General features: G+C 73.8%; 12 protein-coding genes and 1 pseudogene. 8 read left to right on the top strand and 5 right to left on the bottom strand.

Translation table 11 applies throughout. The annotated features are described in order from the left end of the window. Positions 1–85: 85 nt before the first annotated feature. From ACPXCB_RS16135 to ACPXCB_RS16125, 3 genes are all read right to left on the bottom strand, one after another. Positions 86–1,045, bottom strand: a complete 960-nt coding sequence (locus ACPXCB_RS16135; RefSeq protein WP_425876171.1) for a zinc metalloprotease — start codon at positions 1,043–1,045, stop codon at positions 86–88. A gap of 250 nt (positions 1,046–1,295) precedes the next feature. Beyond that, positions 1,296–1,535 (bottom strand): hypothetical protein, encoded by a 240-nt coding sequence (locus ACPXCB_RS16130; protein WP_425876169.1) that lies wholly within the window; start codon positions 1,533–1,535, stop codon positions 1,296–1,298. A 27-nt stretch (positions 1,536–1,562) separates the two neighbouring features. Next, entirely contained in the window at positions 1,563–2,327 is a 765-nt protein-coding gene (locus tag ACPXCB_RS16125; protein ID WP_425876167.1) for a TIGR03089 family protein, read from the bottom strand. A gap of 181 nt (positions 2,328–2,508) precedes the next feature. On the opposite strand from ACPXCB_RS16125, the gene ACPXCB_RS16120 reads away from it, so the two are divergent. After that, the gene (locus ACPXCB_RS16120) at positions 2,509–3,663 is read left to right on the top strand and encodes a hypothetical protein (protein WP_425876165.1); all 1,155 of its coding nucleotides are present in this window, start codon (positions 2,509–2,511) and stop codon (positions 3,661–3,663) included. Between the two features lie 40 nt (positions 3,664–3,703). On the opposite strand, the gene ligD (ACPXCB_RS16115) is transcribed toward ACPXCB_RS16120, so the two are convergent. Next, positions 3,704–4,618 carry a non-homologous end-joining DNA ligase gene (ligD, locus tag ACPXCB_RS16115; RefSeq protein ID WP_425876163.1) on the bottom strand — a complete coding sequence of 305 codons (915 nt, stop codon included), beginning with the start codon at positions 4,616–4,618 and terminating at the stop codon, positions 3,704–3,706. Next, positions 4,608–5,549, bottom strand: a complete 942-nt coding sequence (gene ligD / locus ACPXCB_RS16110; protein ID WP_425876197.1) for a non-homologous end-joining DNA ligase — start codon at positions 5,547–5,549, stop codon at positions 4,608–4,610. The genes ligD (ACPXCB_RS16115) and ligD (ACPXCB_RS16110) overlap by 11 nt, the downstream gene beginning before the upstream one ends. An 86-nt stretch (positions 5,550–5,635) precedes the next feature. Between ligD (ACPXCB_RS16110) and ACPXCB_RS16105 the strand changes: the two genes are divergently transcribed. The 7 genes and pseudogenes from ACPXCB_RS16105 to ACPXCB_RS16075 all read left to right on the top strand — a co-directional run bounded on the left by ACPXCB_RS16105 (position 5,636) and on the right by ACPXCB_RS16075 (position 10,733). Next, a complete protein-coding gene (locus ACPXCB_RS16105; RefSeq protein WP_425876161.1) occupies positions 5,636–6,679 on the top strand; it encodes a Ku protein in 1,044 nt (347 codons plus the stop codon). A gap of 92 nt (positions 6,680–6,771) precedes the next feature. After that, a complete protein-coding gene (locus tag ACPXCB_RS16100; protein WP_425876159.1) occupies positions 6,772–7,164 on the top strand; it encodes a MerR family transcriptional regulator in 393 nt (130 codons plus the stop codon). Beyond that, positions 7,134–7,481: a thioredoxin gene (gene trxA, locus ACPXCB_RS16095; RefSeq protein WP_425876157.1), complete on the top strand. Its 348-nt coding sequence runs from the start codon at positions 7,134–7,136 to the stop codon at positions 7,479–7,481. Before ACPXCB_RS16100 ends, trxA begins: the two co-directional genes overlap by 31 nt. Positions 7,482–7,563: 82 nt before the next feature. Beyond that, on the top strand, positions 7,564–8,208 hold the full coding sequence (locus ACPXCB_RS16090) for a DUF4241 domain-containing protein (protein ID WP_425876155.1): 645 nt from the start codon (positions 7,564–7,566) through the stop codon (positions 8,206–8,208). 88 nt (positions 8,209–8,296) lie between these two features. After that, positions 8,297–8,984, top strand: a pseudogene (locus ACPXCB_RS16085) (FKBP-type peptidyl-prolyl cis-trans isomerase). A gap of 194 nt (positions 8,985–9,178) precedes the next feature. Further along, the gene (locus ACPXCB_RS16080) at positions 9,179–10,033 is read left to right on the top strand and encodes an SCO6745 family protein (RefSeq protein WP_425876195.1); all 855 of its coding nucleotides are present in this window, start codon (positions 9,179–9,181) and stop codon (positions 10,031–10,033) included. A gap of 46 nt (positions 10,034–10,079) precedes the next feature. Beyond that, complete coding sequence (locus ACPXCB_RS16075) at positions 10,080–10,733, top strand: HAD family hydrolase (RefSeq protein ID WP_425876154.1); 654 nt, start codon at positions 10,080–10,082, stop codon at positions 10,731–10,733. Positions 10,734–10,751 lie beyond the last annotated feature (18 nt).

Genomic DNA, 10,751 nt, shown 5'->3' with positions numbered 1-10,751 from the left:
TTTTTTTTTAAATTTCTTTGTTACCGGGGGGGGGGGGGGGGGGGGGGGGGGCGGGGCCCCCCCCCCCCGCCACCCGCGCACTGCGTCAGCCGGCGCCGCCGGCCCGGAAGGCGACCCAGGCGTCGCTCATCCGGTCCGCCTGACCCGGCGTGAACATGTTCATGCAGGAGTCCTGCGTGTAGTCCATGAAGTTGTGGATCGGGTCCAGCCCGGGTGCGGTGCAGGTGTCCGCGCCCACCGGGCAGTTGAACTGCGGCGTCGCCTCCCGCGGGGTGTCCGCGACGAAGTCGCCGGAGGCGGAGCAGCCGTGCGCGAAGGTGTGCTCCAGCATCAGCCAGTGCCCGACCTCGTGCGTCAGCGTGTCGCCGAGGGCGTACTTGCCGGCCGTGCCGCCCGGCATCGACTCGTCGAGCATCACCACGCCGTCGATGTAGTCGCGGCCGTTGTTGTAGCCCTTCGGGAAGTACGCCCAGCCGAGCAGGCCGCCGCCGATGTTGGCCGCGTACACGTTGAGGGTCTCGGAGTCACCGGTGTACAGCGCCTTCTTCATGTCGCGCTCGTTCTTGCCCGGCACGACGGTGTACCAGTTGCTGTTCACCGTCCACGTCGTGTCGACGAGGTCGAACCGGAACGGCGTGTCGGAGGCGTCGGCGGCGGTGCGGCCCGCGAACGAGTCGTTGAGCACCTTCATCTGCGCCGCGATCAGGGTGTTCCACCTGGTCGTCTCGGCCGCGCTGAGGGGGTGGTCGGAGATCATGTGGAAGACCGTCGGCACGGTGATGCTGCCGTTGGCCAGGCGCGGGGCGTCCTTGATGACGCCGTAGGCCTTCGCCTCGTTCTTGGCGTAGAGCTCCGGCTCCTTGGCCGTGGCGCCCTCGGCGAGCCGGGCCGCGCCGTGCCCGTGGGCGTCCGGCTCGCACTCGGCCGCGCCCGGGGAGACGGGCACGGGCGCCGCCGACACCGCGCCGTAGGCGCCACCGGACGCCAGGAGCGTCGCGGCGGTGGCGGTGAGAACCGCGAGTCGGAAGATGGGTCTCCTGTGCATCGGTGCACCTTTCAGGAGGATGGAGGCGGTGCGAATTCGACGCGGGGTTGTCATGACCAGGTCGATGACGTCGTCTCCCCGGTATGAGACCACGTCGATCGCGCATGCGACAGACCTGCGGAAAGAGCTCGTTTTCCCTGTAACGCCAGGGGGCCGGGGAGCGCTGATCGAAGGCCCGCGGGGCGTTCCGCGGGCCGCGCCGCGCCTCCTCGGGGCGTACCGGCGAGGCCCGTTTCGTCCTTTCGGACGGCTACCGTCGGCGGACCCGGTAGTAGAGGTGGGTGACCCGGTCGCCCTCGACGACCGTCGGATCAACCCGGATCTCGTCGAGCAGCCCGGCCGCCAGGCACTGGCGGGCGATGCTGCCGCCGTTCACCGCTACCCAGCGCTCGCCGGCCAGCTCGCGGGCCCGCGCGACGGCGGCCTCCACGCCCTCGGTGACGAAGGTGAACGGCGCGCCCGGGCCGGCGATGTAGCCGTCCAGCGACATGCTCGCCTCGGTGTAGATCCCGGCCAGCTACAGCACCCGGGTGATCTGCTCGGCGGCGATCCGGGCGTCGAGCCGGGCCGGATCCAGGTTGGCGCAGAGCACCACCGACGCGCCGACGGCCAGCGGCGCCAGCAGCCAGTACACGGGCTGCTCGTGCTCGGCGACGTCGACCAGCAGCCGGTCGCCCGCCCGCAGGTCGAGCCGCTCCGCGACGGCCAGCGCGACGCTGCCCCACTCGCGGTAGCTCGTGCCGTCGGGGCTGGCCGCGTCGGCGCTGGTCAGCGGGGCGGACGCGGGCAGCGCTCCGGCGTGCCGTTCCACCTCGGCCAGCCACTCCAGGTAGCCCAGGGGCACCTCCCTCGGCGGGTTGGCGCCGAGGGAGAGCACGTAGCGGTGCCGCGCCTCGGGCACGTCCTCCAGCCAGTCGTCGAGCCGCTCGGCGCTGACGAAGAGCGCGTCGTACGGCTCGTCGGCACCCGGCCCGAGCTGTGGCAGCCCGGCCGTCGCCCGGGGCTGGAACGACACCGCCACCCCGGTCGACCAGGCGCCCAGCAGCACGGCGGCGGTCTGCCAGTGGGCCGGGAGCAGCACCGCCGCGCGATCGCCGACGCCCAGCCCGCAGCCCTCGCGCAGCAGCCCGGCGGCCCGCGCCGCCCAGCCGCCCAGTTCCGTGGCGGTCAGGTCGACCCGCTCACCGGTCGCGTCGTCGAGGTAGGTGAGCAGCGGCCGGTCCACCTCCGCGGCCCGCCCCCCGGCCAGCGGCTCCCGGACGAGGGCATCGGTCGTGTTCATGTCGCACTCCTCCGCAGGCTGCGGTCAGCCTACTGAACCCGGGATCGGCCGACGGGACACCGACGCGCCCGACCCGAACGCTGCGGCCACGACGCGTGACCGCCGCACCGGGGACGGACATTGACCGGTGTTGCCACACTCGTGGCGCGGACGGTCCGCCGACGCCCAGAAAGGCTGCGAGATGCAGACAGACGAACTCGTACCCCGGGTCCGGCGAGGCGGGATGCTGCGCGGCGTCGTGGCGCTGGCGGTGCTGATCGGCGGGGCGACGCTGGCCGGGCCGGCGCCCGCCACGGCGGACCCGCTGCCCGATCCCACGGTGACGGCCACGGTGTGGGCGCACTCCCCCACCGCTGCCGAGTACCGCATCATCGGGGGCTACAGCGCCCACACCGGCGACGGCGACGTCGTCGTGCGACGCACCGGTACGGGGGCGTACACGGTGGTGCTGGAGGGGGCGGCCACCAGCGGCGGGGTGGCGCACGCGGTGGCGTACGGCGGCGGGCCGGTGTTCTGCACGGTGGCCAGCTGGTATCGCGCCCTGCTCGGCCCACCCGACATGCTGATCCAGGTGCGCTGCTTCGCCGCGACCGGCAGCCCGGCGGACAGCCGCTTCGTGGCCACCTTCACCAACGTCCGGCAGGTCGGCCAGGGTCGGCTGGCATGGTTCGTCACCGACCAGGCGCAGCCGACCGGCGTACGCACGCTGCCCGCCGCGTACCGGTACGACTCGACCGGCGGGACGGTCTCCTACGAGCGCCTCGACAAGGGCCGGTACCGCTTCCTGATGAACCCGAACCCGCCCAGCGAGGGCGGGGCGACCTTCCCGATGGCGCACGTGACCGCGCTGGGCGGCACCGCCGTGCACTGCCAGCTCGATCCGCCGGACGTGTGGGTGGTGCACTGCGCGAACGCCGCCGGCAACCCCGTGGACGCCCGCTTCGTGGTCACCTACGGCTCCCGGGTGGACCTGCTGGGCCGGGCGTTCGGGCCGCGCTTCGCCAGTGGCGTGTTCTACGGCGAGAACGTCAGCGGCAGCTGGATCGGCGGCGAGAGCTACAACTCGACGATCCCCGGCTTCGGCGGCGCGACGGGCACGGTGCTCGGCACCGGCCGCTACCAGGCGCGCTTCGCCGGCACCGGGACCGGCTACGGCACCGCCTTCGTGAACTCGTTCGTGACCAGCCTCCAGCGTCCGCCGCGCGGCTACTGCGTACTGGCCGGCTGGTCTCCGTCCGGGGCCGACACCCTGGTCTCGGTCAACTGCTACACCTGGCTGGGCGTGCCGGCCAACCTGAACGCGCGGATCTCGTACACCACCTGGCCGGCCGCCTGACCCGACTGCCCGACCGGCCTTTCCCTGCCGGCCGGGCCGGTCACGCGGCCGGCAGTTCGGGGCCGCCGTCGAGGAGCGGGGCCAGCAGGTCGCCCTGCTTCTCCACCCGCTTCAGCACCTCCCCCGCCGTGTACGGCTTCGTCGCCGGCCGCTTCCCCGCCGCCCCCGCCTCGACCTCGTCCCAGGTCAGCGGGGTGGAGACCGACGGCACGGACTGCGCCCGCAGCGAGTACGGCGACACGGTCGTCTTGGCGGCGTTGTTCTGGCTCCAGTCGATGAAGACCTTGCCCGGCCGCAGGTTCTTCGCCATCTTCGACACGACCAGCTTCGGATGCGCCCGCTCCAGCTCCTGCGCGATCCGCTTGGCGTAGTCGGAGACGAGGTCGGAGGACTGGCTGCCGGCGATCGGGCAGCAGAGCTGCATGCCCTTCTTCCCCGATGTCTTGGGATACGAGGAGATCCCGTCGTCGGCGAGCCGGTCGCGCAGCAGCAGCGCCACCTGGCAGCACTGGCGCAACGCCGCCGGCGGTCCGGGATCGAGGTCGACGACCATCATGTCGGGGTGCTCGCCGACCTTCCACTGCGGCGTGTGCAGCTCCAGGGCGGCGAGGTTGGCCAGCCAGACCAGGGTGGGCAGGTCGTCGGCGACCACGTAGTCGATGGTGTCCCGGCCCTTGCTGGACCCGGGCGCGGGCAGCGTCTCGGTGCGTACCCAGCCGGGGGTGGCGGCCGGGGCGTTCTTCTCGAAGAAGGAGCCGCCGGTGACCCCGTTGGGGAAGCGGATCCGGGTGAGCGCCCGGTCGGCCAGGTGCGGCAGGAGCACCGGGGCGATCCGGGTGTAGTAGTCGATCACCTCGCCCTTGGTGAACCCGGCCTCGGGGTAGAGCACCTTGTCCAGGTTGGACAGCTCCAGCGCGCGCCCCTCGACGTCCACCTTGAACCGCTCAGCCGGCATCGTCGACCTCCTCGGCGGGTTTGTCCGGCCGCAGCCGGAGCACCCGGGGGAACCGCAGTCGCCCGTCCGGGGTGCGCTGGCCGTACTTCACCTCCACCACGACCAGGGGTGTTACCCAGATCGCGCCCCGGGCATCCTCGCGCGGCACGTCCCCGGCGAACGGCGACGCGCCGGCGCGCAGCGGCTCCAGCTCGCGGAGCAGCTCCCGCTCGATGGCCGCGCCGATGCCGCCGCCGACGCGCCCCCGGTAGGTGAGCCGCCCGTCCGGGCGCGGCACCCCGACCAGCAGGCCGCCGATCCGGCGCGCCCCGGGCCGCCAGCCGCCGACCACGAAGTCGCCGGTGACCTCCAGCTTGACCTTCACCCAGTCCGGCGAGCGCACGCCCGGCCGGTAGACCGAGTCGACCCGCTTGGCCATCACCCCCTCCAGGCCGTGCTCGCCGGCCGCCTCGTAGGTGGCCGGGCCGTCGCCGAAGAGCGGCGACACCGCCCACCGGGCGCCGCCGAGCGCCAGGCCGTCCAGGGCCTCCCGCCGGCGGGCGTACGACCGGCCGGTCAGGTCCTCGCCGTCGAGCCGGAGCAGGTCGAAGATCATGTACGTCACCGGGGCGACCGCCGCCAGCCGGGCGGCCTTGTTCCGGTCGCGGACGTGCATCCGCTCCGCCAGGGCCGTGAACGAGGGCTGGCCGGACTCGCCGAGCAGCACCACCTCGCCGTCGAGCAGCGCGTCGCCCGCCTGCTCGGGCAGGGTGGCCAGCTCGGGGTACGCGGCGGTGATCTCCACGCCGCTGCGGGCGTACAGGTGCTGCCGGCCGCCGGAGATGTCGGCGAGCGCGCGGACGCCGTCCCACTTGAACTCGTACGCCCAGCCGGCACCCGCCGGGAGCTGCCCGGTCATCGCGAGCATCGGCTTGAGCGGCGCGCCGGGCACGTCCCGACTGTACTTGCGCACCGAAGCGCTCGCGTGGCCTTCGATGATTTGCGATCCTGGGCTGTACCGGCGAGAGGAGCACGGGGATGCGGGCCATCTGGAAGGGAGCCGTCTCGTTCGGGCTCGTCTCCATCGGGGTCAAGCTCTACTCGGCCACCGAGGAGAAGGACATCCGGTTCCACCAGGTGCACCGGGAGGACGGCGGGCGCATCCGCTACAAGCGCACCTGCCAGGTCTGCGGCGAGGAGGTCACCTACGACGACATCGCCAAGGGCTACGACATTGGCGGCGGCGAGATGGTGATCCTCACCGACGAGGACTTCGCCGAGCTGCCGCTGTCCAGCTCGCGCGCGATCGACGTGCTGGAGTTCGTCCCCGCCGAGCAGGTCGACCCGATCCTCTACAACAAGGCGTACTTCCTGGAGCCGGAGGGCACCGCCACCAAGCCGTACGTGCTGCTGCGCGACGCGCTCGCCGACTCGGAGCGGGTGGCGATCGTCAAGGTGGCGCTGCGCCAGCGGGAGCAGCTCGCCACGCTGCGGGTCCGCGAGGGCGTGCTGCTGCTCAACACCATGCTCTGGCCGGACGAGATCCGGAAGCCCGACTTCGGCTTCCTCGACGAGGACCTGAAGGTCCGCCCGCCGGAGCTGGCGATGGCCAGCTCGCTGATCGACTCGATGGCCGGCGAGTTCGAGCCGGACGCCTTCACCGACGACTACCGGGCGGCCTTGCAGGAGGTCATCGACGCCAAGGTGGAGGGTCGCGAGGTGGTCCAGCCGGAGGAGGTCGAGGAGGCCCCGGCCGCGGCGGTGGACCTGATGGCGGCGCTGAAGGCGTCCGTCGAGCGGGCCCGGTCCGCCCGGGGCGAGGCGCCGGCCGGCGGCGGCGGGGAGCCGACTCCGATCTCGGCCGCCCGCTCGGCGCAGAAGAAGGCCGCCGAGAAGAAGGCGGCGAAGGCGCCGGCCAAGAAGACCGCCGAGAAGACCGCCGAGAAGAAGGCCGCGCCGAAGAAGGCCGCGCCGAAGAAGGCCGCCGCCAAGAAGGCCGCTCCGAAGAAGGCCGCCGAGGGCGAGAAGAAGCCCGCCGCCAAGAAGGCCGCCGCGAAGAAGGCGGCCCGCAAGACGGCCTGACCCTCCCGTCGTACGCGTACGCCTCCCGGCCGGGGTTGCCTTGACGCCGACGGCAAGGTCTAGCGTCGGTCGGGTCGGACGAGGGAGGTCGGATGCTGATCGGTGAGCTGGCGGAGCGCGCCGGCACGAGCACCCGGGCCCTGCGTTACTACGAGACGCACGGCCTGGTCCGGGCGGGCCGCTCGGCCAACGGGTACCGGGTCTACGACGAGGCGGAGCTGCCCGTCGTACGCGAGATCCGGGCGCTGCTGGCGGTGGGCTTCGGCCTGGACGACATCCGCCCGTTCGTCGCCTGCCTGCGGGCCGGCAACGCCTCCGGTCACGTCTGCCCCGACTCGGTGGCCGTGCTGCGGCGCAAGCTGGCCGAGGTCGACGCCGGCATCGACCGGCTGCACGCGGTCCGCCAGGAGTTGCGCGACCAACTCGCCCACGCCATCACCCACCGGGAGGAAACATGCTCGAGACTGCGCCGAACGGCTCGCTGACCGCCGTCACCGACGACACCTTCGCCACCGTGGTGCTCGCCGCCGACCGGCCGGTGGTGGTCGACTTCTGGGCGGACTGGTGCCCGCCGTGCCGGGCCATCTCCCGCAGCCTCGCCGAGCTCGCCGAGGAGTTCGCCGGGCGGCTGGTCGTGGCCACGATCGACACCGACGCCAACCCGACGGCCACCCGCACCTACGGCGTGATGTCCCTGCCCACCCTCCTGGTCTTCCGCCACGGGCAGGTGGTCGGCTCGATCGTCGGCTCCCGCCCGAAGCACCACCTGCGCCAGGCGTTGGCACGGCATCTCGAGGGCTGAACCGCCGGCCGGCGCGGTGCGGTCTCGCGGGTGCGGATCGCCGCGGGTACGCTCCGCCGGCCCCCGCCGCGAGAGGAACCCCATGCCGTACACCCCCGACCTGGACCGGCTGCTGACACCCGGCGCCCGCTTCACCGACGAGCACGCCACGTACGTCATGGAGGTGCACCCGCTGGGCGACGTCGTGCTGCCGACGGGGCGGGTGGTCGGCTGCGACCCGGTCGCCTGCCCCGAGGACGAACCGTTCACGGTCGGGGTGGCGCCCGGCCGCTACCCGGCGCGGGCCTGGGTCGCGGTGGTGCGGGGCGAGGACACCGAGGCGGACCGGCGGGTGGCCGCCCTCGAACTGGTGGTCCACGACGAGCCGGCGGCCCGCTGGGAGATGGCGCTGGTCGGCGACCAGGACGTCGCGGCCCTCAAGTCCGACGGCTGGTTCGGCTACGGGGTGGACACCGGAATCGGCACCCTGGCCGATCCCACCGCGCTGGCCGCCCTGGAGGCGTGGGACGAGGACGCGGTGACGGCCGTCTTCGTCGCGGACGAGCCCGCGGACGGGCCGGTGCCGGGGCACGTCGCCGCGGTGCTCGACGAGGCGACCGGGGCCAACGTGGTGACGGTCTGGTCCGGCTGGGGCGACGGCTGCTACGGCACCTGGATCGGGCGGACCGCCGACGGCCGGGTCACCTCGTTCGTGACCGACTTCATGGTGGTGCCGGGGCCGGCGTGACCGGTGCGGCGGGAGCGGCCACGGTCGAGGCGGCGCGCTGGGCGGCCGGGCGGGTACCGTGTGCGTCGGCTTTCCCCCCGGCACTCCGATGCCGGCCACCACCTTCGCAGCAGGGAGTCGACGCCGTGAGCGAGCGTACGCAGAACCGGTCCCAGAAGTCGGAGCGGCGGCTGGCCGCCCAGTTGGCCGCCCAGAAGGCGGCCGAGGCGAAGCGCCGCCGGCAGGCCTGGGCCGGCGGGCTCGCAGGGGTCGCCGTCGTCGCGGTGCTGATCACCGTCTTCGTGACGATCGGGCGCAACAGCGACGGCGACAAGGACCAGACGGCCAGCGCCCCCTCGGCCGGCCCGTCCGCCAGCGCCCCCGCCGCCGACACGCCCCCCGCCCCGCAGCTCCCGGATGGGGCCGACCCGGCCCTGGGCACCAAGCCGAAGGTCACCGCCGGCGAGGGCGAGCTGAAGAAGCTCGTCGTGACCCCGCTGATCAAGGGCACCGGCCCGGCGGTGAAGAAGGGTCAGACGATCACCACGAACTACGTCGGCGTCTTCTACAAGGACGGGAAGGAGTTCGACTCGTCGTGGAGCCGCAACGAGCCGGCGACCTTCGCCATCGGCGTCGGCCAGGTCATCCCGGGCTGGGACCAGGGCCTCGTCGGGGTGACCGTCGGCAGCCGCGTGCAGCTCGACCTCCCGGCCGAGCTGGCGTACGGCACGAACCCGCCCGGCGGCCGTCCCGCCGGCCCGCTGCGCTTCGTCGTGGACGTGCTCGCGGCCCAGTGACCCGTCGGTCGACCTCCGTGACCGGGCCGTTGCCCCGCGATAGCGGCCCGGTTCGCCCGGGATGTCGCCCGTCGTTGATGCAGTAGCCCACAGAGGGCTTTCGGCCCCTCGGCCACGGGCAGTAGGTTCAGCGTCACCCCGGGCGGTCCGACCGTCCGGGGTGACGACCGGACGCGGAGGTGCACGTGACGGCGCTGGACGACGCGGGGCGGACCGCCCGGGTGTTGTGGACCCACTACGAGCCGGTCCACGCGATCACCTACTTCCACCCCCGCGCCCGGGCCGCCTTCGAGGCGGTCGGGCTGCGGGGCTTCTGGCGCGGCTACTTCGCCGGCCGGGCCGCGCCGCTGGGGGCCGCCGAGCCCGCCCCGGTGACGGCGGCGTTCTTCAACTTCGCCCCGCACACGGTGGCGCGGGCGCTGCCGGCCGTCTGGCGGCTGGCCACCCCGGAGGAGGCGCTGCGGGCGCGGCTCACGGGCGCGGTGCAGGCGCTGGCCGAGCTGACCTACGAGCTGCCGGAGTCGCACCTCGTCGAGGCGGCCGAGCTGCTGGAGGCGGCCGCCGCCGAGGCGGAGCCCGCCGGCCGGGTGCTGGGTGCCGCCAACGCCGCCCTGCCGCGCGGCGAGTACCCGCTGGCCCGGCTCTGGCAGGCCGCCACCACCCTGCGCGAGCAGCGCGGCGACGGGCACATCGCCGCGCTGGTCGCGGCCGACCTCGACCCGGTGGAGACGCTGGCCTGGCGGGTCGCGGTCGACATCTCGCCGCTGAACCTGCTGGGGCGCGGCTGGTCGGAGGAGCAGTGGGCCGCCGCCCGCGCCCGGCTGGCCGAGCGGGGCTGGCTCACCCCGGACGGGAAGCCGACCGAGGAGGGTCTCGCCCGGTTCCAGGCGATCGAGGACGCCACCGACGCCGCCGCCGCCCGCCCGTGGCGGACGCTGGGCCCGGAGCGCACCGAGCGGCTGCGGGAGTTGCTCGAACCGATCGCCCGCGCCGCCCACACCGTCATCCCGGAGGGCAACCCGATCGGCCTGCCCGCGCTGCGGAGCTGACCCCCGCCGACCGGCCCGGACGCCGCCGATGGGGCAGGATGGGTTCGTGGCGGATGCGGTGGTCTTCGACCTGGACGGCGTGATCGTGGACTCCGAGCCGGTGTGGGAGGAGGTCCGGCGGGCGTACGTCGCGGCGCACGGCGGCACCTGGCAGCCCGACACGCAGCGCCGGCTGATGGGCATGAGCACCGGCGAGTGGGCCCACTACCTGAGCGGTGAGCTGGGCGTCGACCGCAGCCCCGAGCAGGTCGCCACCGAGGTGATCGAGGAGATGACCCGGCGGTACGCGGAGCGCGTACCGCTGATCGACGGGGCCGACCGGGTCGTGCGCCGGCTGGCCGAACGGTGGCCGCTGGGGCTGGCCAGCTCGTCGCCGACCCGGCTGATCGCGGCGGCGCTGGCCGCGACGGACCTGACCGGGGCGTTCGGCGCCACGCTGTCGACCGAGGAGACCGAGCGGGGCAAGCCGGCGCCCGACGTCTACCTGGCGGTCGCCGAGCGGCTGGGCGTCGACCCGGCCCGCTGCGTGGCCGTGGAGGACTCGTCCAACGGCGTCCGCTCGGCCGCCGCCGCCCGGATGACGGTGGTGGCGGTGCCGCACGGCGCGTACCCGCTGGACCCGGACGCCGAGCGCCTCGCGACGCTGGTCCTGGGCACGGTCGGGGAGCTGACCCCGCAGACCGTGGACCAGCTCGGGTAGAGCCCCACCAGGCCCCGG

The organism is Micromonospora sp. DT62 (assembly GCF_049847285.1).
GTDB lineage: Bacteria > Actinomycetota > Actinomycetes > Mycobacteriales > Micromonosporaceae > Micromonospora > Micromonospora reichwaldensis.
This window is presented reverse-complemented; position numbering and strand designations above follow the sequence as displayed.

Bases quoted from the DNA above. Each gene is read 5' to 3' on its own strand.
- ACPXCB_RS16135 (WP_425876171.1), bottom strand. From the start codon at position 1,045: ATGCACAGGAGACCCATCTTCCGACTCGCGGTTCTCACCGCCACCGCC.
- ACPXCB_RS16130 (WP_425876169.1), bottom strand. From the start codon at position 1,535: ATGTCGCTGGACGGCTACATCGCCGGCCCGGGCGCGCCGTTCACCTTC.
- ACPXCB_RS16125 (WP_425876167.1), bottom strand. From the start codon at position 2,327: ATGAACACGACCGATGCCCTCGTCCGGGAGCCGCTGGCCGGGGGGCGG.
- ACPXCB_RS16120 (WP_425876165.1), top strand. From the start codon at position 2,509: ATGCAGACAGACGAACTCGTACCCCGGGTCCGGCGAGGCGGGATGCTG.
- ligD (WP_425876163.1), bottom strand. From the start codon at position 4,618: ATGCCGGCTGAGCGGTTCAAGGTGGACGTCGAGGGGCGCGCGCTGGAG.
- ACPXCB_RS16105 (WP_425876161.1), top strand. From the start codon at position 5,636: ATGCGGGCCATCTGGAAGGGAGCCGTCTCGTTCGGGCTCGTCTCCATC.
- ACPXCB_RS16100 (WP_425876159.1), top strand. From the start codon at position 6,772: ATGCTGATCGGTGAGCTGGCGGAGCGCGCCGGCACGAGCACCCGGGCC.
- trxA (WP_425876157.1), top strand. From the start codon at position 7,134: ATGCTCGAGACTGCGCCGAACGGCTCGCTGACCGCCGTCACCGACGAC.
- ACPXCB_RS16090 (WP_425876155.1), top strand. From the start codon at position 7,564: ATGCCGTACACCCCCGACCTGGACCGGCTGCTGACACCCGGCGCCCGC.